The organism is Micromonospora sp. 050-3 (assembly GCF_046549335.1).
Lineage (GTDB): Bacteria > Actinomycetota > Actinomycetes > Mycobacteriales > Micromonosporaceae > Micromonospora > Micromonospora trifolii.
In genome coordinates, this window is record NZ_JAJPVX010000002.1 from 2,501,756 (window position 1) to 2,524,060 (window position 22,305).

Annotated in this window: 24 protein-coding genes; 13 read left to right on the top strand and 11 right to left on the bottom strand. The window is 71.3% G+C overall.

Annotation, left to right across the window (positions count from 1 at the left end):
• Positions 1 to 121: 121 nt before the first annotated feature.
• Positions 122 to 1,024, bottom strand: a complete 903-nt coding sequence (locus ACLJOK_RS26530; protein ID WP_410821290.1) for an endonuclease domain-containing protein — start codon at positions 1,022 to 1,024, stop codon at positions 122 to 124.
• A 237-nt stretch (positions 1,025 to 1,261) separates the two neighbouring features.
• The gene (locus ACLJOK_RS26535; protein WP_410821291.1) at positions 1,262 to 1,906 is read right to left on the bottom strand and encodes a hypothetical protein; all 645 of its coding nucleotides are present in this window, start codon (positions 1,904 to 1,906) and stop codon (positions 1,262 to 1,264) included.
• Positions 1,907 to 2,193: 287 nt separating this feature from the next.
• Between ACLJOK_RS26535 and ACLJOK_RS26540 the strand changes: the two genes are divergently transcribed.
• A complete protein-coding gene (locus tag ACLJOK_RS26540; protein ID WP_410821292.1) occupies positions 2,194 to 3,297 on the top strand; it encodes a hypothetical protein in 1,104 nt (367 codons plus the stop codon).
• 127 nt (positions 3,298 to 3,424) lie between these two features.
• Entirely contained in the window at positions 3,425 to 3,637 is a 213-nt protein-coding gene (locus tag ACLJOK_RS26545) for a hypothetical protein (protein WP_410821293.1), read from the top strand.
• On the opposite strand, the gene ACLJOK_RS26550 is transcribed toward ACLJOK_RS26545, so the two are convergent.
• Positions 3,615 to 6,128 carry a DEAD/DEAH box helicase gene (locus ACLJOK_RS26550; RefSeq protein ID WP_410821294.1) on the bottom strand — a complete coding sequence of 838 codons (2,514 nt, stop codon included), beginning with the start codon at positions 6,126 to 6,128 and terminating at the stop codon, positions 3,615 to 3,617. The genes ACLJOK_RS26545 and ACLJOK_RS26550 overlap by 23 nt on opposite strands.
• Positions 6,129 to 6,240: 112 nt before the next feature.
• Positions 6,241 to 6,948 carry a tRNA (guanosine(46)-N7)-methyltransferase TrmB gene (trmB, locus tag ACLJOK_RS26555; protein ID WP_410821295.1) on the bottom strand — a complete coding sequence of 236 codons (708 nt, stop codon included), beginning with the start codon at positions 6,946 to 6,948 and terminating at the stop codon, positions 6,241 to 6,243.
• Positions 6,949 to 7,078: 130 nt separating this feature from the next.
• On the opposite strand from trmB, the gene ACLJOK_RS26560 reads away from it, so the two are divergent.
• The gene (locus tag ACLJOK_RS26560; RefSeq protein ID WP_410821598.1) at positions 7,079 to 7,816 is read left to right on the top strand and encodes a hypothetical protein; all 738 of its coding nucleotides are present in this window, start codon (positions 7,079 to 7,081) and stop codon (positions 7,814 to 7,816) included.
• Positions 7,817 to 7,962: 146 nt separating this feature from the next.
• On the top strand, positions 7,963 to 8,628 hold the full coding sequence (locus ACLJOK_RS26565; RefSeq protein ID WP_410821296.1) for a class F sortase: 666 nt from the start codon (positions 7,963 to 7,965) through the stop codon (positions 8,626 to 8,628).
• Between the two features lie 135 nt (positions 8,629 to 8,763).
• Here the strand turns inward: ACLJOK_RS26565 and ACLJOK_RS26570 are convergent, their stop codons facing one another.
• The 4 genes from ACLJOK_RS26570 to ACLJOK_RS26585 form a co-directional block, all read right to left on the bottom strand.
• Positions 8,764 to 9,639, bottom strand: a complete 876-nt coding sequence (locus tag ACLJOK_RS26570; RefSeq protein ID WP_410821297.1) for an alpha/beta fold hydrolase — start codon at positions 9,637 to 9,639, stop codon at positions 8,764 to 8,766.
• Positions 9,640 to 9,797: 158 nt separating this feature from the next.
• On the bottom strand, positions 9,798 to 10,115 hold the full coding sequence (locus ACLJOK_RS26575; protein ID WP_410821298.1) for an antibiotic biosynthesis monooxygenase family protein: 318 nt from the start codon (positions 10,113 to 10,115) through the stop codon (positions 9,798 to 9,800).
• Between the two features lie 17 nt (positions 10,116 to 10,132).
• Positions 10,133 to 10,930 carry an exodeoxyribonuclease III gene (locus ACLJOK_RS26580; protein ID WP_410821299.1) on the bottom strand — a complete coding sequence of 266 codons (798 nt, stop codon included), beginning with the start codon at positions 10,928 to 10,930 and terminating at the stop codon, positions 10,133 to 10,135.
• A gap of 37 nt (positions 10,931 to 10,967) precedes the next feature.
• Positions 10,968 to 11,888 carry a proteasome assembly chaperone family protein gene (locus ACLJOK_RS26585; protein ID WP_091401570.1) on the bottom strand — a complete coding sequence of 307 codons (921 nt, stop codon included), beginning with the start codon at positions 11,886 to 11,888 and terminating at the stop codon, positions 10,968 to 10,970.
• 420 nt (positions 11,889 to 12,308) lie between these two features.
• On the opposite strand from ACLJOK_RS26585, the gene ACLJOK_RS26590 reads away from it, so the two are divergent.
• The 3 genes from ACLJOK_RS26590 (at position 12,309) to ACLJOK_RS26600 (ending at position 14,227) form a co-directional block, all read left to right on the top strand.
• On the top strand, positions 12,309 to 13,169 hold the full coding sequence (locus ACLJOK_RS26590; RefSeq protein WP_410821300.1) for a peptidase M23: 861 nt from the start codon (positions 12,309 to 12,311) through the stop codon (positions 13,167 to 13,169).
• A gap of 106 nt (positions 13,170 to 13,275) precedes the next feature.
• Entirely contained in the window at positions 13,276 to 13,422 is a 147-nt protein-coding gene (locus ACLJOK_RS26595) for a hypothetical protein (protein WP_167457721.1), read from the top strand.
• A 49-nt stretch (positions 13,423 to 13,471) separates the two neighbouring features.
• Complete coding sequence (locus ACLJOK_RS26600; protein ID WP_410821301.1) at positions 13,472 to 14,227, top strand: EcsC family protein; 756 nt, start codon at positions 13,472 to 13,474, stop codon at positions 14,225 to 14,227.
• 18 nt (positions 14,228 to 14,245) lie between these two features.
• On the opposite strand, the gene ACLJOK_RS26605 is transcribed toward ACLJOK_RS26600, so the two are convergent.
• Both ACLJOK_RS26605 and ACLJOK_RS26610 read right to left on the bottom strand, forming a co-directional pair.
• On the bottom strand, positions 14,246 to 15,097 hold the full coding sequence (locus tag ACLJOK_RS26605) for a GDSL-type esterase/lipase family protein (protein WP_410821302.1): 852 nt from the start codon (positions 15,095 to 15,097) through the stop codon (positions 14,246 to 14,248).
• A 120-nt stretch (positions 15,098 to 15,217) separates the two neighbouring features.
• Entirely contained in the window at positions 15,218 to 15,811 is a 594-nt protein-coding gene (locus tag ACLJOK_RS26610; protein WP_410821303.1) for an antibiotic biosynthesis monooxygenase, read from the bottom strand.
• Positions 15,812 to 15,933: 122 nt separating this feature from the next.
• On the opposite strand from ACLJOK_RS26610, the gene ACLJOK_RS26615 reads away from it, so the two are divergent.
• Genes ACLJOK_RS26615 through ACLJOK_RS26635 form a run of 5 tightly spaced genes read left to right on the top strand, consistent with a single transcriptional unit; the run spans position 15,934 to position 20,506 of the window.
• On the top strand, positions 15,934 to 16,197 hold the full coding sequence (locus ACLJOK_RS26615) for a DUF6343 family protein (protein ID WP_354943480.1): 264 nt from the start codon (positions 15,934 to 15,936) through the stop codon (positions 16,195 to 16,197).
• A gap of 12 nt (positions 16,198 to 16,209) precedes the next feature.
• Positions 16,210 to 17,625 (top strand): NADP-dependent succinic semialdehyde dehydrogenase, encoded by a 1,416-nt coding sequence (locus ACLJOK_RS26620; protein WP_410821304.1) that lies wholly within the window; start codon positions 16,210 to 16,212, stop codon positions 17,623 to 17,625.
• A gap of 52 nt (positions 17,626 to 17,677) precedes the next feature.
• Positions 17,678 to 18,643, top strand: a complete 966-nt coding sequence (locus ACLJOK_RS26625; protein ID WP_410821305.1) for a TIGR03885 family FMN-dependent LLM class oxidoreductase — start codon at positions 17,678 to 17,680, stop codon at positions 18,641 to 18,643.
• Positions 18,644 to 18,680: 37 nt separating this feature from the next.
• The gene (locus ACLJOK_RS26630; RefSeq protein ID WP_410821306.1) at positions 18,681 to 20,252 is read left to right on the top strand and encodes a Na+/H+ antiporter; all 1,572 of its coding nucleotides are present in this window, start codon (positions 18,681 to 18,683) and stop codon (positions 20,250 to 20,252) included.
• Positions 20,249 to 20,506, top strand: a complete 258-nt coding sequence (locus ACLJOK_RS26635) for a UBP-type zinc finger domain-containing protein (RefSeq protein WP_366335545.1) — start codon at positions 20,249 to 20,251, stop codon at positions 20,504 to 20,506. The genes ACLJOK_RS26630 and ACLJOK_RS26635 overlap by 4 nt, the downstream gene beginning before the upstream one ends.
• A 91-nt stretch (positions 20,507 to 20,597) precedes the next feature.
• On the opposite strand, the gene ACLJOK_RS26640 is transcribed toward ACLJOK_RS26635, so the two are convergent.
• Positions 20,598 to 21,512, bottom strand: coding sequence for a hypothetical protein (locus ACLJOK_RS26640; RefSeq protein WP_410821307.1), 915 nt, complete (start codon positions 21,510 to 21,512; stop codon positions 20,598 to 20,600).
• Between the two features lie 113 nt (positions 21,513 to 21,625).
• Between ACLJOK_RS26640 and ACLJOK_RS26645 the strand changes: the two genes are divergently transcribed.
• Positions 21,626 to 22,282, top strand: coding sequence for an HAD family hydrolase (locus tag ACLJOK_RS26645; protein WP_410821308.1), 657 nt, complete (start codon positions 21,626 to 21,628; stop codon positions 22,280 to 22,282).
• The last annotated feature ends 23 nt before the right edge of the window (positions 22,283 to 22,305 follow it).

Below are 22,305 nucleotides of genomic sequence, written 5' to 3' on the forward strand. Positions count from 1 at the left end.
CCCCCGCCGCCACCATGCGTCAGCGAACCCCGCGCGCCGGCTCATGATCGTGCTCGATCCAGGAAGTAGTGGCCTCCTCGTTTAGGGAGGCCACTATTTCCATGTTCGAGCGCGATCATCGTCACCGGGGGGAGCGCGAGCGTGCCCGTAGGGCGGCTCGGACCTCGGCGAGGAACCCGTCGAAGTCGTCCCGGAGGCGCTTGGCAGTCAGGTGCAGCACGATCCAGTCGCCGCCGAGCAGTCGGTTGAGGCGCTGGCGGTCCCGATGGAACTGCTCGGGGTCGTCGTGCCAGAGCCCGTCGTACTCCACCGCGACCTTGAACTGCGGCCAGGCCAGGTCCAGGCGGGCCACGAAGCGGCCCTGATCGGCCACGACCCACTGCGTCTCCGGCCTCGGCAGGCCGGCGAGCACGAGCCGCACCCGGGCGCGGGACTCCTGAGGGGACTCCGCACCCGCGTCGGCCAGGTCGACCGCGCGTAGCAGCGACCGCCAGCCGCGTCGACCGGCCCGGCCCAGCGCGTACTCGCGCAGGGCGGGCATGGTCGTCAGCCGACTGGCCAGCATGGCGTCGATGACGACCACCGCCTCGATCACATCGAGCCAACGGGCCAGGTCCCAGCAGGTACGTGCCGGGCTGGTCACAGTGACCCCGGCCCGTTCCACGGTGTCGCCGGAGTCGATTTCTCCGTGGTGTATCCGGATGCCGGCGGTCGGGCCGGTACGGGTGGCGGCGGAAACGAGGACGTCGACCGGCTCGTTCGCGATCGGCTTCGCGCAGCCGAACAGGCCGGCGGCAGCGCGCCCTGCGATCGCCGCACCGGGCGGAACCAGCCAGCGTCCAACGGCGGCGCATCTGAGGGGGTGGGTGACTGTGACCTCCGCATCGGCGTAGACGTCGCGGAAGAGCGGTCGCCACGCCGAGCTGCGTAGGTCATTGCGGGTCAGTAGGCCTCGCGAGACGGCGGTCGAGCCACGGAAGACCCGACCCCGCAACTGCGGCGGCCGACGAGGAACTTTCGGCATGGACCCCAGGCTGGCCGAAACCCGTCGCGTCACGCTGCCCCTGTGGATAACCGCCGTCGCCACATCGGCGCCGATGCGCGTCGTTATCCCCAAGATCGCGCTCGAACATGGTTGTAGTGGCCTCCCAACAGGCGGAGGCCACTACATCCTGGATCGAGCGCGATCTTGCCTGCCAGGCGCCTGGAGCGGGTGGGGTGCGTGGAGCGGGGGTGGGGTGCGGTGGGATGTGGAGGGGGGTTAGGCGGCGGTGGACCAGATGGCGCGGAAGGCGGCGGCCTCGCCGGAGAGCCATCGTTCGATCTGGTCGGGCTTGGCGTCGGTGGGCATGCGGTGGGCCAGGCCGCGGCGGACGTCGACCAGGACCGGCTCGGCGTGCGGGAGCACCGCATCCATGTGTCGGGCCATCAGGTGCAGGGTGGCGAGCACCGATTCCTCACTCGGTGGAGCCTCGTCGAAGTGCAGGCGGACCGCTTCGGCGCGGCCGCCGGCGTGGCGTACCCCGAAGTGGGGGTTGATCTTGACGGGCAGGTCGCCCAGCATGGCCAGGGCGTCGCGGGTCTGGGCGAGATCGACGGCGGCCGGCTCGCCGAGGGAGTGCAGCCAGGTCGCGGCGCCGGGGACGAGCGCCTGGTAGAGCGGGCGCCATCGTGGCTTGACGATGTCGGCCACCCCGGCCAGGTGGGTGCCGCCGGTGTGGAAGGCGATGTCGGCCTTGAGCGCCTTGACGAACTGGCCGTGCGGGTTGAAGCCGGACCGGCTGGCGCGCTGCTTGCGCAGCCCGCCGACGAAGGTCGCCTTGGTGGGGCCGGTGCGGTCGACGTAGCGGGTGAAACCGAGCAGTGTCGCGTAGGGGGTGAGGGGCGTGGAGGCGGGCGCGGTCACGGGCGTCCTCCCAGGTCAGGATCTTGATTAGTACATACATTCTAATCGACAGGTCTGACATTGCCCAGCAAAGTTGAGGGGTCGACCACCACTTGGCCACCGGACGATTTGCCCGATTGGCTGAGTGTCGTGGGCCGCCGTCGGTAGGTCGTCGCCGATAGCATCTGCCCGGGCTCACCGGCCGTTCCTGCCTCGGAGTGACGCGGCGTAGGGGCACCGTCTTCGCCGTCAGGGCGTCGCGCCGGCCGGGTCGATCCAGCCCGGCTCACCTCATTGCAGGAGCGCCCATGATCAGTATCCGATCGTGGCCACGGCGAGCACTTGCCGCCCTCGGAGCGGTCGTGGTCAGCCTCGCCGGGACGCTGGTCTTCATGACCCCGGCGAACGCGGACTATCCGGGCTTCAGCATCAATCACGAGGTGCGGTGCACGGCCGACGGCACCTACCAGATCCGCTGGACCATCCTTGCCGAGACGCCTACCACCGACGCGACGCGATACCGGTTCGTCAAGGTCGAGGTGATTCCGCCCGACACCAACATCGACCCCATCGCTGCCAGCCCCGAGGGCGTCTTCCCGCACTCCCTCGGCGAGCCGGTGATCGGCAGCCAGGCCCTGCCCGGCACCACCACCTACGCCGACCTGATCGTGTGGGTGCAGTGGGACGACGGCTACTACGAGACGTCCGGCTTCTCCGGCGGCTTCCCGCTCGACGGCAGGTGCGGGCAGCCGCCCACCGATCCGACGGCCACCTTCCAGTCCCGGTGCGACGGCAGCGTGCTGGTCGACCTGGCGAACCCGCCCGCTGGGCGCGCGGTCGACCTGGTGGTCAAGACCTTCCCCGGGAGCTTCTCACGAACCGTCTCCGTGGCCCCGGGGCAGACGGTCAAGGGCATCGTGGTTCCTGGAGGGTTCGACGTCCTCTCGGTGACCGTCGCGGGCGAGCGGGAGTCGTTCGCCGCGTACTCCTGGGCCTTCGATCCCAGTCACTGCGTCGTCCCGGACATTCGCGCGCGCTCCACCTGCGACGAGTTGGTCATCGTGGTGTCGGTTCCGGATGTCGGCCTGTACCTGTTCGTCACCTTCGATCCCAATCACGGCCCGGAGCAGCGACGAACCATCGTCAGCGGCACCACCGTCGACGTCTCCTTCCCGGCCGTTGCGGGGCTGGCTGTCACGCTGCGGTCGGACGAGTTCGACCCGCAGGTCACCCGCCTGAATGGTCCGTACCGGTGGGAGCGGCCGGCGGGTTGCGCCGACGGTGGGGGAGGCGGCCTGCCGGTGACCGGTCAGTCGACCGGCGGCGTGGTCGCCGGTGCGGGCCTGCTGCTGGGCGTGGGTGCGACGCTGTTCGTCCTGGCCCGTCGTCGACGGATCTGGTTCACCGTCTGACACCTGCCGGCCCGCCGGTTGGGGAAGCTGGCTGATCAGAGGAACAGCCGCCCGGGGAGACGGGACGCAGTCCTGGGCCTGGGTTTTCCACATCGGGATCTGGTACGTCGTCACCTATCTGTGGTTGGTGCTGCTCGCGCCGGTGCTGCCGTACAGCTCGGTGGCCTCGATCGCGCTGCGGCTGACCGGGGTGTGCCTACTGACCGCCGGGGCGGTGCTGCTGTTCGGCGGGATCGAGGACGTGGCCGCCCGGCGTACCCCGGCGCTCTTCCGCCCCGGGCCCGTTGGCCCCCGACGGTCCGTCGGGGGCAGACACGTCAGAGCTGGCCGACGTCGGTGATCCGCACGACCGCCGCGCCGACCTCGTCCGAGGCCACCAGGTCGATCTCGGCGCTGATGCCCCAGTCGTGGTCGCCGTTGGGGTCGTCGAAGCTCTGGCGGACGGTCCACCGTTCCCGGCCCTGCTCGATCATGAGCAGCGCCGGACCGCGGGCGTCCGGCCCGACGCCGATCGAGTCGTACTCCTCGAAGTACGGCGCGAGCGCGTCGGCCCACGCGTCGTAGTCCCAGCCGTCCTCGGCGTCCAACTCGGCGAGCAGGTCCCAGCGGCGTAGCGCGGCCAGTTCGACGCGGCGGAACAGCGCGTTGCGCACCAGCACCCGGAACGCCCGCGCGTTGCGGGTCACCGCCGGCGGCCGATCGGTCAGGGCGGCGTGCGCCTGGGCCACCTCGGCCACGTCGGACGGGTTGCGCAGTCGCTCCCACTCGTCGATGAGACTGGAGTCGACCTGGCGGACCAACTCGCCCAGCCACTCGATGAGATCGATCAGCTCCTCGGTCTTGGCGTCCTCGGGCACGGTCTGGCGCAGCGTCTTGTACGCGTCGGCCAGGTAGCGCAGGACGAGACCTTCCGAGCGGGTCAGCCCGTAGAACTGCACGTACTCGGTGAACGTCATGGCCCGCTCGAACATGTCGCGGACGACGGCCTTGGGGGAGAGCTGGTGGTCGGCGACCCAGGGGTGCCCCTGCCGGTACATCTCGTACGCGGCCTCCAGCAGCTCGGCCAGAGGCTTCGGGTGGGTCACCTCGTCGAGTAGTTCCATGCGCGCCTCGTACTCGATGCCCTCGGCCTTCATGGCGGCGACCGCCTCGCCGCGCGCCTTGAACTGCTGCGCGGAGAGGATCTGCCGCGGGTCGTCGAGGATCGACTCGATGACGCTCAGCACGTCGAGCGCGTACGACGGGGACTCGGCGTCGAGCAGCTCGATGGTGGCCAGGGCCAGGGGCGAGAGCGGCTGGTTGAGGGCGAAGTCGAGCTGGAGATCGACGGTGAGCCGGATCCGGCGGCCGGTCTCGTCCGGCTCGGGCAGCTCCTCGACGACCCCGCCGGCCCGCAGCGCCCGGTAGATCGCGATGGCCCGGCGGATGTGCCGGCGCTGTGCGGCGGGCTCCTCGTGGTTGTCGGTGAGCAGGTGCCGCATCGCTGTGAACGCGTCCCCGGGCCGGCCGATGACGTTGAGCAGCATCGAGTGGCTGACCTGGAAGCTGGAGGTCAGTGGCTCCGGCTCGGCGTCGACGAGCCGGTCGAAGGTGGGCTGGCCCCAGCCGATCGAGCCCTCCGGCGGCTTCTTGCGGACCACCTTGCGTCGCTTCTTCGGGTCGTCGCCGGCCTTGGCGAGGGCCTTCTCGTTGTCGATGACGTGCTCCGGGGCCTGCACCACGACCCGGCCGATGGTGTCGTAGCCGGCCCGGCCGGCCCGCCCGGCGATCTGGTGGAACTCCCGGTTCTTCAGCAGCCGGGTACGGACCCCGTCGTACTTGGACAGCCCGGTGAACAGCACGGTGCGGATCGGCACGTTGATGCCGACGCCGAGGGTGTCGGTACCGCAGATGACCTTCAGCAGGCCGGCCTGGGCGAGGGTCTCCACCAGGCGGCGGTACTTGGGCAGCATGCCGGCGTGGTGCACGCCGATGCCGTGCCGGACCAGCCGGGAGAGCGTCTTGCCGAAGCCGGCGGTGAACCGGAAACCACCGATCGCCTCGGCGATCATGTCCTTCTCTGCGCGGGTGCAGACGTTGACGCTGGTCAGCGCCTGGGCGCGTTCCAGCGCGGCGGCCTGGGTGAAGTGCACCACGTACACCGGGGCCTGCTTGGTCTCCAGCAGCTCCTCGAGCGTCTCGTGCAGCGGTGTCATCGCGTACGAGAAGATGAGCGGGACCGGCCGCTCCGCCGTGCGTACGACGGCCGTGGGCCGCCCGGTGCGCCGGGTCAGGTCGTCGACGAAGCGTGTGGTGTCCCCCAGCGTGGCGGACATCAGGATGAACTGGGCCTGTGGCAGTTCGATGATCGGCACCTGCCACGCCCAGCCCCGGTCGGGCTCGGCGTAGAAGTGGAACTCGTCCATGATCACCTGGCCGACGTCGGCCTTCGCGCCCTCGCGCAGCGCCAGGTTCGCCAGGATCTCCGCCGTGCAGCAGATGATCGGGGCGTCGGCGTTGACGCTGGCGTCGCCGGTGAGCATGCCGACGTTCTCGGCGCCGAACACCTCGCAGAGCGCGAAGAACTTCTCCGACACCAACGCCTTGATCGGCGCGGTGTAGAAGGTCGTCCGGCTGTCGGCGAGGGCCGCGAAGTGCGCGGCGATCGCCACCAGGCTCTTACCCGAGCCGGTGGGCGTGTTCATGATCAGGTTGGCGCCGGAGACGATCTCGATGACCGCCTCTTCCTGATGGGGGTAGAGGTCGAGGCCGCGCTCCTTCGCCCAGCCGGCGAACGCGTCGAAGAGGGTGTCGGGGTCGGCGCTTGTCGGCAGCGCGGCGGTGAGCGTCATAGCCTGTCCATGGTGCCTGGATCATGCCCCGGTACGCCAACCCGGCCCGCACCTGACCCCCGTCCGGACGTTCCGAACGCCCTGCCGCGTTCCGGTTCGGGCGTTTCGTCGGTCACCGTCGGCGGTACAGCAGGTCGGCGACCGGCCGACCGGCCGTGATCGCCCGCCGCTCGAACTTCGTCACCGGTCGGTGCGCCGGACGCGGCGCGAAGCCGCCGTACGCGTCCACCAACTCCGGGTCCGCCTCCAGGGTCTCCCGCATCGCCTGGGCGTACTCGGCCCAGTCGGTCGCGCAGTGCAGCATGCCGCCGGAGCGCAACCGGGACCGCAGCAGCGCCACGTGCGCCGGCTGGATGATCCGCCGCTTGTGGTGGCGGGACTTCGGCCACGGGTCCGGGAAGAAGACGTGCACCGCGTCCAGCACGCCCTCAGGCAAGCCGTTGACCAGGGACAACGCGTCACCCTCCGCAACCCGCACATTGTGCAGGCCACCGCGCTCCACCAGGTAGAGCAGGTTGGCGATTCCCGGCGTGTGCACCTCGACCGCCAGATAATCTCGATCCGGGTCGGCGGCAGCCATCGCAACGGTGCTGTCGCCCATGCCCGAGCCGATCTCCAGCACCACGGGCGCCCGGCGACCGAACAGGTCGGCCAGGTCAACGGGCACCACAGGTCCGTCCGGGACGTCCAGGCCGTACGCGGGCCAGAGCCGGCTCAGCGCGTCGGTCTGCCGGTCGCTCATCCGACCCCGGCGGGGGTGGAACGTGCGGATCGTCCGGCTCACGGGCGGGACGGCGGGGTCATGGTCGGTGGCGGTCACAGCGACCCGAGCGTACGCGACGCCGCAGACGGATCGGGTGTGATGTGCGACCGGAAATGAGAGGATCCAACTGGTACGGCAGGTCGGGTGCTCCACTGCCCGGCCGGGCCGCACGGCGTCGAGAGGGGGCATCGTGACAGTGACCCGCGGCGTCGTGACCCTGTCCCTGGTGACAGTGCTCGCCGGCCCCCTGCTGGCCGCCACGCCGGCCCTCGCGGCGCCCCAGCCTGCCGCCACTGCCCTCGCCGAATCCCAGCCTGCCGTCGCCGTCTTTCCCGTGCCCGAGCAGCCTGGTGGCGTCCTTGCCGTGCCCGAGCATGCTGTTGCTGTCGCGCCCGTGCCCGAGCAGGCTGTTGCTGTCGCGCCCGTGCCCGAGCGGGTCGTCGCCGCCGCGCCCGCGCCGCCGCCCGAAGGGCCGCCCGGTGGAGCGCCTCAACCGACGCCCGCGGTGGACATCTTCGTCGAGGTGAGCCCCAGCACTGTGCAGCCCGGCTACCTGGTCGGGATCCGGGCCAGTTGTCGGGACAACTCGGTGGGCGCAACAGTGGTCTCGGACGCCTTCGGGGCGGTCGGCGTGCAGCCGCAGCGCGGGGTGCTCACCGCCGCGCCGGTGGTCCGCGAGCGCACCCGCCCCGGCAACTACCGGGTCAAGCTGGAGTGCCGCGACGGCGAGACCGCCTCGACGATGCTTCAGGTGGTCAAGAAGGTCCCCGTCCAGCCCAGCCGTGGTCCGGCGACCGGCTTCGGTGGGAGCACCGGCGGGATGACCGGCAAGCTGCTGCTGCCCGGCGGCGCGGCACTGATCATCACCGGGCTGATCCTCGCCGTGATGGCGTTGCGCCGTCCCCGAGCCGCCACGCGTCGCTGAGGCCCGCCATGACGATCTTCCGCCCCACGCCGCCGCCGGCCGGTTCACGCCCGCCAACTCCCCATCGCCCGCCGGATCCCCATCGCCCGCCGGATCCCCATCGCCCGCCGGATCCCAACCGCCCACCGGATCCCGACCGCCCGTCGGTGGCCGCGCGTCCGCCGACCGCCGTCGCCCCCCGGCGCAGTCGTCCCTCCGGGCGCAGCCCCTGGTCCGTACCGCTGGCCGTGGTGTTGGTATTGGCCGGAGTCTTCGCCACCGGGGCGGGGCTGGGCCGTTCGGTCGGCCCGTTCGACCTGGCCCCGACCGGCGGCGACCGACCGGCCCGCAGTGAGTCGGTCGGGCTGTCGGCCAGTCGCCCGGTGCGCCTCTCGGTGCCGGCGATCAAGGTGACCGCGCCGGTGGCACCCGTCGGGCAGGCGCGCGACGGCTCGATCGCCGTACCGCCGTTGGAACGGCACAACGAGACCGGCTGGTACGACCGGGGGCCCACCCCCGGTGAGCCTGGCCCGGCGGTGATCGTCGGGCACGTGGACACGAAGACCGGCCCGTCGGTCTTCTACGACCTGGGCAAACTGCACCCCGGCGACCTGATCGAGGTGGCCCGGGCGGACGAGTCGGTGGTGGTGTTCCGGGTCGACACCGTCGAGCACTTCCCGAAGGACCAGTTGCCCGCCGAGCGGATCTACGGCCACGACGGGCCACCCGGGCTGCGGTTGATCACCTGCGGTGGGCAGTTCATCGGTGGCCGCACCGGCTACGCCGACAACGTCATCGCCTTCGCCACCCTCCAGTCCTCCCGCAAGGCCTGAGATCGACCCCGGCTGACCCACCCGCCCGTTGGGGTTTGATCGACTCGGGATCATTGAAGTCGCGGTATCGGGCCGACCGGGACACCCCGGTTTCATTGAACCCGGAGTGGATCAAGCCGGCGGCGGGCGTCGGCCTCAGCTCAGGAACGCCAGGAGTTGGCGGGTGGTCTCGTCGGGGGCTTCCTCCGGGATGAAGTGCCCGACACCGACCGGCTCGCCGCGTACGTCGTCGGCCCACTCCCGCCAGATCGCGAGCGGGTCGTCGTAGAGCTTCGCGACCTGGCCGTGTTCGCTCCAGAGGAACAGCACCGGGCAGGTGATCTTCCGGTTGCCGCGATCCGCCTCGTCCTGCTGGTAGTCGAGCGTCGCGGCGGCGCGGAACTCCTCGCAGATCGCGTGGACCGTGGCGGGATCGCTGAACTGCTTGACGTACGCCGCCCGGACCTCGGCGGGGAAGGCGTCCTTCACCTTGGGCCAGGTGTCGAGCATGAAGTCGACGAGCACCGCGGGCGCCGCCTTGATGAACTGCTCGGGCACCGGCGTGGGTGCCGCCAGGAAGGACCAGACCCAGTAGGAGAGGCTGAACGTCTTGTCGGCGCGGTTGTAGACGTCGCCGATGGGGACGACGTCCATGACCGCCAGCCGGGTGACGGCGTCCGGCTCGTCCAGCGCGAGACGGTAGGCGCAGCGGGCCCCCCGATCGTGGCCGACGACTCGGAACCGCTCGTGGCCCAGACTCCGCATCACGGCGACCTGGTCGCGGGCGATGGCGCGCATGCTGTACGGCTCGTGATCCTCGGTGCTCGGCGGTTTGCCGCTGTCGCCCCAGCCCCGCAGGTCGGTGGCGACGACCGTGTAGTTCTCGGCGAGCCGTGGCGCTACCTGGTGCCACATGAGGTGCGTCTCGGGGATGCCGTGCAGCAGCAGAACGGGCGGCCCGCTTCCGCCTCGGCGCCCGTGGATCGTCGCGCCGGGCGTCTCGATGTCGAACTCTTCGAAGCCGTCGAACATGGCGGGACCCCGCACCTTCCTGGGACCGCCCGGCGCGAACGGCCTGTGCCGGCGGGCAGGGCGACTGGTGGCCGGCTACCGCTCGGGCCACTTCGACGCTATCAACGGAAACGTCCGGCCTGGCCCGGTTTGGCGGCGGTGCGGGATCCTCGGCGCGGCTAGGGCTGGGGGACGTGCAGCGCCACCTCGAACTCCAGCAGGCTGGCGCCGGTGGAGACCGGGGGACGGGGCTTGTCGCCGGGGGCGGGGGCGTGGGCGGCGCGTGAGGGACCGGCGGCCCACGCCTGGAACGCTTCTTCGCTCTCCCACTTCGTGTAGACGAAGTAGCGGGTCTCGCCGGCCACCGGGCGGAGGAGTTCGAAGCCGAGGAAACCGGGGGAGTTCTCCACAGTTCCGGCCCGGGCGGCGAACCGCTTCTCCAGCTCCGCGCCGCCACCGGGCGGGACGTCGATTGCGTTGATCTTCACGACTGCCATCTGCCCACCCTAGCCACTCAGAACGCCTCGACCGCCGGGACCAGGTCCGCGTCGACCACGATCGGCGCGTGGTCGGAGGGGCCCTTGCCCTTGCGGGCCTCCCGGTCCACGTACGCGGCGCGGACCGCTCGGGCGAACGGCGCGGACGCGTACACCAGGTCGATCCTCATGCCCTTGTTCTGGTGGAACATGCCGGCCCGGTAGTCCCAGTAGGTGAAGGGGTGCGGGCCCTTCATCGGGGTCGGCACGACGTCGCTGAGGCCCAGGTCGCGGAGCGCCGCGAGGGCTGCCCGCTCGGCCGGGGTGACGTGGGTGGAGTGGGTGAAGACCGCCGGGTCCCAGACGTCGGCGTCGGTCGGGGCGACGTTGAAGTCACCGCAGACCGCCAGCGGCAACCCGCCGGCCAGCTCGGTGTCCAGCGCGTCGCGCAGCGCCGCGAACCAGGCCAACTTGTACGCGTAGTGCGGGTCGTCCGGCGTCCGGCCGTTGGGCACGTACACCGACCAGACCCGCACCCCGTCGCAGGTGGCGGAGATGGCCCGGGCCTCGGGCTCGGGGAAGCCGGGCTCGTCGGCGAACCCGACCCGGACGTCGCCCAGCCCGACCCGGGAGAGGATGGCCACCCCGTTCCACCGGCCGTCACTGTGGCTGGCCACGGCGTAGCCCAGCTCGCCGACCTCGGCCACCGGGAAGGCACCGTCCGGACATTTAGTCTCCTGGAGGCAGACGACGTCCGGCTCGGTGTCGGCCAGCCACTCCAGCAGCCGGGGTAGGCGGGCCTTCACCGAGTTGACGTTCCAGGTCGCCAGGCGCATGCCCCCAGCCTGCCGTATCCGACGCCGCGACGCCCTGTCAGCTGCCCGGGGTGTCGCCGGGACGGGTCTGCTCGGCCAGGAACCGTTCCAGTTCGGCGCCGAGTTCGTCGGCCGTGGGCAGCGGGCCGGCATCCGGGGCGAGCAGGCTCTTCTCGCCCCGACCTCGGGCGAACGCGTCGTACTGCTCCTCCAGGGCCTGGACCAGGGCCGCGGCGTCCTCGGTCTGCGCGACCTGCCGGTCGATCTCCACCCGGACCACCTCGGCGGCCGAGCGCAGCCCGTCGCCGGGCAGCAGCAGCCCGGTGCTGCGCGACACCGAGGTGAGCAGCACCTCGGCGGCCGCCGGGTACTCGGTCTGCGCCACGTAGTGCGGCACGTGGGCGGCGAAGCCCAGCGCGTCACGGCCCTGCTCGCCGAGGCGGAACTCCAGCAGGTGACCGACGCTGCCGGGCACCTGGACGCGTTGCAGCCAGGGCTCGTAGCCGGCGATCAGCTCGGGTCGGGTGGCGTGCGCTGTCACCCCGGTCGGCCGGGTGTGCGGGACCGCCATCGGGATCGAGTTGAGCCCCACTGTGAGCCGGACGTCCAGCCGGGCGGCAAGCCCTGCCACGGCGGCCACGAAACGCTCCCACTGCAGGTCCGGTTCGGGGCCGGTGAGCAGCAGGAACGGGGTTTCGTCGTCGTCCTGCAACAGGTGTAACTCCAACTTGGGCGCGTCGACGCTCTCCCAATGGTCCTCGACGAAGGTCATCACCGGTCGTCGCGATCGGTAGTCGAAGAGCTGGTCGACGTCGAAGGTGGCGATCGGCCGACCCTCCAGCGAGGTGAGTAGCTGCTCACGCGCCAGTCGGCTGGCGTTTCCGGCGTCCACGAACCCGGTGAGGGCCTGGATGAGGACCGGCTGCCCGAGGTCGGGCAGATCGTCGGTGAGCTGGTAAAGCTCGTGTGGGTCGAGCACCGGTGCGGACCTCCCTGAAATGTGCCTGCGGGGCGCCGTCGCGACGGAGGGCACCCGTTCGGGCAACGTACCCGCCATCCTGGTGCATTCCTGCGCCGGGCGATCCGTTGGCCGGGTGGTGGGCGTGACCGGACTTATCGGCTGTTTACGCCACCAGGCCGAGCCTCGTGGCCGATCGGCCGAGGGGCGGTTCGGCCCAAAGGCCGAGTTTGTCGATCATGTCAGGCTCGGCGGTCGGATGTCCGGCGCTGTCCCGGCCCGTGCCGGTCCGCGTGCGGCGCCAGCTTCATCCGGTACGCGAGGTCCGTTCCCCGGGCGGGTCGACCCGCCCAGGTCGTCCACCAGTACGGGTCAGATCTGTGTCGAGCGCCACGTGATCACCGTGCGTGATCAGGGTTTCCACCTGCCTAGCCTCGGTTGATGCGTGACGACGGCACCCTCGACGACCCGTACGCCCCGAGCAGGCCCACTGCCGATACGGAGGATGGCACCTCAACCGAACGGACAACCGCCGCGAGCCGGCTCCGGGCGTACGCCCGGGACCTGACCGGTCGACGCCGGGCACAGATGGCGCTGGCCACCGGTGTGGTGTGCTGCCTCGGTCTGACCGCCGTCGTCCAGGTTTGCAACGAGGACGCCGACGCGGCGACCCGGAGTGGATCGCTCTCCAGCTCCGAGCTGGCGCAGCGCGCCGAGCAGCAGAGCGCCTCCCGTTCCCTGGACCGCACGGCTGCCCCGAGCACCTCCGCCGCCGCCCAGTCCGCGTCGGCGAGCCCCGCCGACCCGGACACCAGCGCGCCGGCCCGCAAGGTCGCCCCGGCTCGCCCGACCGACCCGGCGCCCGTCGCCGGGCTGGACGAGGACCAGATGGAGAACGCCGAGGCGATCGTCCGCGCCGGTCGCAAGATGGGGGTGCCGCGCCGGGGTCTGGTGATCGCGGTGGCCACCGCCATGCAGGAGAGCAACCTCTACAACGTGGCCAGCGGCGTGCTGCCCGAGTCGCAGGACTATCCGCACCAGGGCGTCGGCTGGGACCACGACTCGGTTGGGTTGTTCCAACAGCGTTCCAGCAGCGGCTGGGGCCCGGTGGGGCGGCTGATGGACCCCGAGTTCGCCACCCGGCAGTTCCTCAGCGCGCTGGAGCAGGTGCCTGGCTGGCAGCGGATGCGGCTCACCGACGCGGCTCAGGCGGTGCAGGTCTCCGCGTTCCCCGAGCACTACCAGCAGCACGAGTGGCGGGCCACCCGGGTCGTTGACGCCATCGTGCCGGCGGGGCGGTAACCTACCGCCCACTATGGACGGTCAGGGTTGAGGCTGTCGCATCCCGGGTACATGTGTTGCAGGTTCGGGGTACACATGAGTACGGGATCATCGACAGGAGGACGCCATGTCACTGATGCAGCGGATCACCACGTTCTTGAGATCGCCGAAGGGGCAGCAGTTGGTCGAGCGAGGTCGTCGAGAGATGGCCAAGCCGGGCAACCAGCAGAAGCTGAAGGGGTTGGCGGCTCGGCTGTCCAACCGCCGCCGCTGACCGCTCCATCGGCCGCCCTGTCCACCGTTTCCACCCCTGGGGAGACCTGGTGACCGACACCCCGCCCGTCGGCGGTCAGCCCGCCGCCCCTACTCCGCAGCCGTCCGTCGACCTGCCGGCCGGGCCGGTGGACGCCCCCGAGGGTCCGCCGGCCCGGCTCTGGGACCGGATGCGGGACGACCCGCAATACGCGCCCGAGCACCTGGCCCTGGAGGCGGTGCGCCGCCTCGGGCCGGAAGCCGTGCAGTGGGCCGCCCGAGCCCGGGCCGAGCAGCCCGGGGTTTCGGCCGACGTCCTGGCCGACCAGGCGGCCCGTAAGTTCGTCAACCTGGCCCGACTGTCCGGCGCGGTCTCCGGCGTGGCCGGGCTGCCCGGCGCCGTGATCGACGTGGGTGTGCTGGCCTGGACCCAGGCGCGGATGGTGCTGCACGTCGCCGCCGCGTACGACGTCGACCCCCTGCACAGTGATCGGGCCACCGACCTGCTGGTGCTACAGCGGGTGCACAAGGTCGCCGAGAGCGCCCGGCTGGCGCTCGGCGTGGCCGCCGGCCGGGAACGCGCCGACGCCCTCTTCGGTCTGGGTGGCCAGCGTCCCCTGGGTCGGGTCATGCTGCAACTCGGCATCCGGCTGGCCCAGATGGCCGGCGTCCGGGCCGCGAAGCGGATGATCGCCAAGATCGTCCCCGGTGCGGCCATCGTGCTCGGCACCTGGGCCAACTCGTCGGCTACGAAGGATCTCGCCCAGCGATCCCGGGCCCTCTACGGCGCCCGCGGCAACGGCGTTCCGGAGCCGCGCCAACCCTGACGGCCCGTCCGGCGGTCGTCAGCCGGCCAGGCCGGAGGAGCGCCAGGTCACCTCGGCGATGCGGCCCTGGCCGGTGGCGTTGGGGTGGAACCAGTCCAGCGGGTTGAGCAGGTCCAGGGTGAAGCGGACCTTGTGCAACGCGCCGCCGTCGTGCCGGCACCGTGACCCGTACGCCCGGCAGGCCGCCTTCAACTCGGCGTTGTACGCGTCGATCCGGTCCCGGACGGCGGCCCGGCGCGCCCGGTCGGCGGGTGCGGTCGAGGTCGCCTCGGCCAGCAGGGCCGGGCAGATGCCCCGCCGCCACGCGCGGGTCGCCCGGGCGTCGTCGTGCCCGACCTCCCAGAGCCGGTACAGGTCGGGGATGCTCACCACCAGCACCCGGGCCTTCGGCCGGCCGGTCCGCAGGACCCGCAGCCCCCGGTCGACGTCGGCCCGGAACTGCGCCACCGGCGTCATCGCGTCCACCCCGCCCCGACAGACGTCGTTGGCGCCGATCAGCACCGTGACGTAGTCGGCGCGGTCGCGTACCGCCGCCTGGGCCTGACCGACGAGGGCGTCCGCGCGGGCGCCGGGACGGGCATGGTTGTACGTCCGGTCGCGGATCGCCGGGTTCTGTTCGAGCAGCCGTCGGTAGTGGCTCTGCACCCGCAGCCCGTCCCCGGTCGACCAGGAGTTGCGCTCGCACGAGGTGAGCACCAGGCAGGAGGCGAAGCCGGTGCTGATCGAGTCGCCGAGGGCGGCGATGCCGCCGGGCCCGCTCGACGGCGGGGCACTCGTGGTGGGGCGGGGTGTTGCGGAGTTGCCGCCCTCGCAGGCCAGCGCGACCAGCGCCGCGAGACAGGCCAGGGCGGCGACCCAGCGTCGAGGCATGACGTCTCCCGTTCCCGCAGCACAGAGCGACAGCGCGGTAACTCTATGCGCAGGATGTGGTTTGCCGGGAAGTTGCTGTCGGCTATGCGGCAGAGTGCCGACGCGGAAGCCGTCGGCGTGCTATGCGTCCCGCCACGGTGCCCGCTGACCGTGCAGCCACCAGTGCAACGCCCGGGTGATCCGGGGCAGCACCAGATAGGTCATCAGCGGGGTCAGGCAGAGCGTCATCAGCAGCACCCGGGCCGCCAGCGGCACCGCGTCGAGGAAGCGGCTCGTCAGCAGGGTGGCGGTCAGGCTCAGGGGGAAGAACGCCAGCCAGATGGTCACCGCCTGCTTCCAGCGCGGCGGCGACGCGGGCGGGGCCGGCTCCACCGGGTCCACCGCATGCTCCAGCGGCCTGTCGAACCAGCCCTCGATCCCGGTACGCCGCTCGACCCGGGTGTGCTCGACGATTCCCTGTGCAGAGCTGAGCCACCAGTGCCGCTGCGGCGACTCCTCCCACCGGCGCAGCGTCTCGGCGTCGGCGAAGCGGTAGAGCATGTGCCACTCCGGCGAACCGGGGCCGCTCTGCACCCAGCCGGCGCCGAGGAAACCGGGGAACGCCTCGGCCAGCGCGGTGCCGGCCCGCATCCAGGCCACCATCTCGCTCGCCCGGCCGGGGTCGACACGGCGGGCGATGGAGACTGTCACCGGCACGGCGAGGGTCATTGACATGCGCCCATCCTGCGGTCGACGGGGCCGCGGCGCGAACGGATGTGCCGGAGCACACCGGCGGGTGCGGGTTCACAGGCGCGCGGTACCGGTTATTTCGGCCGATCGGGGGTAGGTCCCTGGGCATGACGAGATCGCAGCCCCGGCGCGCCCGTGGCACGGTCGGCCACGCGAACAGCGCGTTGAACCTTCGGCTCACCCTCGCCAGCTTCGGGCTGGTGATCATGGTGCTCTTCGCGGTGCTGGCGTTCTGGGCCGGCATCGCCTGGCTCGGCGTGGTCTGCGCGATCCTCGCCGTGGTCGCCGTGGTCGACCTGGTCGTGATCCAGCGCCGCCGCGCCGCCCGCCGCCGCGAGGAGCCGGGCGTACGACACTCGTTGTTCGAGTAACAGGAGGACGAGATGCCCCACATCGCCACCACCAACCCCGCCACCGGACAGGTGCTCAAGACCTATGAGGCGATGTCCACCGAGCAACTCGACGACGCCATCGAGCGCACCGATCTCGCGTTCCACCAGCTGCGGTCGACGACCGTCGACCAGCGCGCCCAGTGGATGAACGCCGCGGCCGACCTGCTGGACGCCGAGCGCGACGAGATCGCCCGGATCATGACAACGGAGATGGGCAAGACGTACGTCGCGGCGCAGGCCGAGGTGACCAAGTGCGCCACCGCCGCCCGCTTCTACGCCGACAAGGCCCCCGCGTTCCTCGCCGACGAGCCCGCCGACGCCGACGCCGTGAAGGCCACCCGGGCGTTCATCCGCTACCAGCCGATCGGCGTGGTGCTCGCGGTGATGCCGTGGAACTTCCCGCTCTGGCAGGTGATGCGCTTCGCCGCCCCGGCGCTGATGGCCGGCAACACCGGCCTGCTCAAGCACGCCTCGAACGTGCCGCAGACCGCGCTGCTGCTGGAGGACGTGTTCCGGCGAGCCGGCTTCCCCGAGGGCGCCTTCACCACAGTGCTGGTCGACTCGGAAGCCGTCGACCACATCCTCAGCGACCCCCGGGTACGCGCCGCGACGCTCACCGGCAGCGAGCCCGCCGGCCGGTCCATCGCGCAGATCGCCGGGCGGGAGCTGAAGAAGACCGTCCTCGAACTCGGCGGCAGCGACCCGTTCGTGGTGATGCCCTCGGCCGACGTGGACCGGGCGGCCGAGGTGGCCACCACCGCCCGCTGCCAGAACAACGGCCAGTCCTGCATCGCCGCGAAGCGGTTCATCGTGCACACCGACGTGTTCGACGCCTTCGCCGAGAAGTTCGCCGCCAACATGGCCGCGCTGCGCGTCGGCGACCCGATGGACCCGAACACCGACGTCGGGCCGCTGGCCAGCGAGCGTGGCCGCGACGAGGTGCACGCCCAGGTCCGCGACGCGATGGACAACGGCGCGACAGTGCTCTGCGGCGGCCAGCCGCCGGCCGGCGACGGCTGGTTCTACCCGCCGACAGTGGTCACCGACCTCACCCCGAAGATGCGGATGTGGTCCGAGGAGGTCTTCGGCCCGGTCGCCGGCCTGTTCCGGGTCTCGTCGTACGAGGAGGCCATCGAGGTCGCCAACGGCACCAGCTTCGGGCTCGGCTCGAACGCCTGGACCCGGGACCCGGCCGAGCAGGAGCGCTTCGCCACCGACCTGGACGCCGGCAACGTCTTCATCAACGGGATGACCACCTCCTACCCGGAGTTGCCGTTCGGCGGTGTGAAGAACTCCGGGTACGGGCGGGAGTTGTCGGCGCTGGGCATGCGGGAGTTCTGCAACACCAAGACGGTCTGGGTGGGCGAGGGCGCCGCCTCGGCCGGTGCCGGCGCGCACGCCGAGTAGTTCGGGGCGCGGCACGCGTCAGCCGGTGCCGTCGTGGGTAGGAAGTGTGCCCATGACGTCGTTCGGGTTTCACGCCTCGCATGAGCAGATCGGTCCACGCGCCCTGTTGGAGGCGGTGATCCACGCCGAGCGGGCCGGCTTCGACGCTGCCATGTGCTCCGACCACTTCTCCCCGTGGAGCGCCCGGCAGGGCGAGTCCGGCTTCGCCTGGTCCTGGCTGGGCTCGGCGTTGCAGGCCACCGGCATGCCGTTCGGCGTGGTCAACGCGCCCGGTCAGCGGTACCACCCGGCGATCATCGCGCAGGCGATCGGCACCCTCGGCGCGATGTACCCGGGCCGGTTCTGGGCGGCCCTGGGCACCGGCGAGGCCAGCAACGAGCACATCACCGGCGACCCGTGGCCGCGCAAGGACGTGCGCAGTGCCCGGCTGCGCGAGTGCGTTGACGTGATCCGGGCCCTGCTGGCCGGCGAGGAGGTCAGCCACGACGGTCTGGTCCGGGTGGATCGGGCCCGGCTGTGGACCCGCCCCGAGCAGCCGCCCGCGCTGGTCGGCGCCGCGGTCAGCGTGGCCACCGCCCGCTGGTGCGCCGAATGGGCGGACGGGCTGATCACAGTGAACGCCCCGGTGGCGCACCTGCGCGAAATGATCGACGCGTACCGGGACGCGGGCGGGCGCGGGCCGCTGCACCTCCAGGTGCACGTCTCCTGGGCGCCGGAGCAGGCCCAGGCCGAGGCGCTCGCGTACGACCAGTGGCGCAGCAACGTCTTCGCCCCGCCGGTCTGCTGGGACCTGGAGACCGTCGAACACTTCGACGCGGTCTCCGCCGACGTGCCGGCGCAGCGGGTCGCCGAAGTGGTGAACGTGTCGGCGGACCTGGGCCGGCACGTCGGCTGGTTGGAGGAGTACGCGCAGCTCGGCTTCGACCAGATCGCCCTGCACCACGTCGGGCAGGAGCAGCGCGGCTTCATCGACGCCTTCGGCGCGGAGGTGCTGCCAAAGCTGCGCCCGGGCGGCTGATCGAGGCCGAACAGGCGTACCCCTAGGCTCGTACCCCATGGAAAGCCTGTTTCCGGTCGTCGTCTTCCTGGCGATCGCCACCCTGGGCGCCGCGTTGGCCCGCCGGCTCGGCCTGCTCGCGCCGATCGTGCTGGTCGTCCTCGGCCTGGCCCTCTCGTTCGTGCCGGGCTTCCCGCAGATCGAACTCGACCCGGAGCTGGTGCTGGTCGGCATCCTGCCGCCGCTGCTCTACGTGGCGGCGCTGGAGACCTCGGTGCCGGCGTTCAAGAACAACATCCGGCCGATCCTGCTGCTCGCGGTCGGCCTGGTGTTGTTCACCGCGTTCGTGGTCGGGTTGGTGCTGCACCTGCTGTTGCCGCAGCTTCCGTTCGCGATCTGCCTTGCGCTCGGCGCGGTGGTCGCCCCGCCGGACGCCGTGGCCGCCACGGCCGTAGCCCGCCGGGTCGGGCTGCCCCGCCGGGTCGTCACCATCCTGGAGGGCGAGAGCCTGGTCAACGACGCGACAGCGCTGGTGCTGCTGCGGGTCGCGACGATGGCCACCGTCGGCTCGGCCGTCGGCGCCGACAAGATCGCCATCGAGGTGCTGCGATCCACTGGCGGTGGCATCCTGATCGGGGCGCTCGGGGCTCTGGTGTTCGGCTTCCTGCATCGGCGGATCACCGACCCGCTGCTGGACAACGCGCTGTCGTTGATCATCCCGTTCGCTGTGGTGTTCACCGCCGAACACCTGCACGCCTCCGGTGTGGTCGCGGTGGTCGTCACCGGTCTGGTGCTCGGGCACAAGCTGCCCCAGCTGCTGTCGGCGGCGTCCCGGTTGCAGATCGGCGCGTTCTGGCGGCTGGTCCGTTTCCTGCTGGAAGGTCTGGTCTTCCTGCTGGTCGGGCTGCAACTGCGGGAGGTGCTGCGCGACCTCGACGAGCCGATCGGCTCGCTCATCCTGATCACCTTCGCGGTGCTCGCCGCAGTCTTCCTGACCCGCTTCATCTGGCTCTTCCCGGCCACCTACCTGGCCCGGTTGGTCCCCCGGGTCCGCCGCCGTGACGCCCGGCCGTCGCCGAAGTTCCCGATCATCATCGGCTGGGCCGGCATGCGGGGCGTGGTGACCCTGGCAGCCGCGCTGGCCCTGCCGCTGACCCTGGCCGACGACGAGCCGTACCCCAGGGCGTTGTTGATCTGGCTGGCCTTCGCCGTGATCGTTTTCACCCTGGTCGGTCAGGGCGCCACCCTGCCGCTGGTCGCCCGTCGGTTGAAGCTGCCGCAGGACGACCCGGTGCAGGACGCGCTCTCCGCGGCCGCCGTACAGCAGCAGGCCAGCAAGGCCGCCCAGGACCGCCTCGACGAGTTGGCCGACAGCGCCCCGGACGCGGTGGTGGACCGGCTGCGCCGAGCGGTGGAGGACCGCACCAACATGGCGTGGGAACGACTCGGCGGCGACGAGCGGGAGACCCCGTCGCAGGCGTACGGTCGGCTGCGGCAGAAGATGATCGACGCCGAGCGGGATGTGTTCCGGGCGGCCCGGGACTCCGGTCGGATTCCTGAGGAAGTGTTGGTGCGGGCCTACCGTGACCTGGACCTGGAAGAGTCGTTGCTGCGAGAGGTTGAGAAGTGAGCTGTCAGCACCTGACCGAGGCCGGCGCCGCCGAGCCGCGCACCCCCGACGAGTGCGCGGACTGCGTCGCCATCGGCGACACCTACTGGGTGCACCTGCGCACCTGCCTGAGCTGCGGGCAGGTCGGCTGCTGTGACTCGTCGCCGAACCAGCACGCGAGCAAGCACTTCGCGTCCACCAGCCACCCGGTGATCCGCTCGGCGCAGCCGGGCGAGGCCTGGCGCTGGTGCTTCGTCGACGAGGAGATCGGCTGAGAAGTCACGTCCGTCGGTGGTACTGGCTGCGGCGGGGGACTCGGGGTGGCCGCGGCGGTGGGCGACCACTGTGGTCGTCGCCCGGCCCCGCTCAACGGCTGATGGAGTCGACGAGACGTTCGGTGGCGATGCAGGAGACGAGGCAGCGTTCCTTCGCGTCGCCGCTCAGCCGGGCGGTCCAGTCGGTGAGGCCGCCGTCGCCGATCTCCAGGCTCCCGCCCAGAGCGGTGATCCGCAGGGCGCAGCCCGTGTAGTAGCCGCGACCGCGAGACCGCTCCGGGTCGTCCACGAGCGGCACCACACCCCCGTCGAGTGCCGGTCGGACGGTGTCGGCCAGCCGCTCCCGGACGGTCCGGTCGTCGAAGGTGGTGACGTGCAGCTGAGGCGCGACGGCCGGCGCCAGCTCGGCGAGGACTGTCCGCCAGTAGGTGAGGTGCCGGACGAGCAGCCGGGCCTGCGTGCCGCCCGAGCCGGTGTCCCGGGCGCTGGACACCAGGGCGAAGAGCCGGAAGTGCGGCGATACGTCGCTGCCGAAATCCTGCGCCCGCAGCACCCGATGGGCAGCGGCCAGGTGCACCTCACCCTGTCGGCGGCGGCGTACGGCCGCCTCGACGGCGAGGGCGTTGGTGGGATCGCTCAGCACCTCGCTGGCGCGCATCGTGGTGACGATCCTGTTCTGGCTGACCGGTGCGACCGCCGAGCAGGTGCCGACCGGTACGACCGGCGGCAACTCCACTCCGGCGACGTCGGCGGGCAGCAGTTGCCACATCCGGGCCTCCACCCGTGCGAGCACGCGCGGGTCGGTGCCGGCGGGGCGGACGAAGCGGTCCTCGCGCCATCGTCGTACCACCTCGGATGGACGCGTAGCCGCCGCCCGGTCGCGGGCCACGCTCAACAGCAGACTGCGCAGGTCCGCGCTGGAAAGCCCGGACAGTGCCCTGCGGGTTCCCGCAGGCATCGCCGCCCACACCCGACGCTCCGCACCAGCCAGATCACCGCCATCCATGGCGTCACCATCGCTTACTCGGCGCGTCGGATCCATCGGTTTTGCGGCGTGCCCGGCCGCTCGTGCCCCCGTCTATGCTGCACCGACGGTGCGAGCGTCGACGGGGGACGGGCATGATTGGCACGGTCATCTTCGATGTTGGTGGGACGATTCTCGATGAGTCCCATGAGTTCGCTGCCTGGGCCGACTGGCTCGGCGTGCCCCGGCACACGTTCTCGGCGGTCTTCGGTGCGGTGATCGCCCGGGGTCTGGACTATCAGGAGACGTTCCGGGTCTTCCGGCCTGACTTCGATCTCACCATGGAGCTTGAGCGTCGGGCGGCTGCCGGCCAGCCGGAGTCGTTCGCCGAGGAAGATCTCTACCCGGACGCGCGGGGGTGCCTGGAGTCCTTGAAGGACCAGGGCCTGTTCGTCGGCCTGGCCGGTAACCAGCCAGCTCATGCGGAGGCGACCCTGCGCGATCTCGACCTTCCGGTTGACGTGATCGGCACGTCGCACGGGTGGGGCGTGGCGAAGCCGTCACCGGCGTTCTTCGAGCGGGTCGTCGCCGTTGGCGGTGGTGTCGCGTCGTCGATCCTGTACGTCGGCGACCGGCCCGACAACGACGTGCGCCCGGCCCTGGAGGCGGGCATGAGGACGTGCCTGATCCGACGCGGCCCGTGGGGGCACATCCTCGACCCGTCCACAGTGGCCGAACTGTGCCTCTTCCGGATCGACTCGCTGGACGAACTCCCGAGCCTGGTCGCGAAGCACAACGCGGCCGGCGGTTGACCCGCCGGCCGCGCGATCGTGCG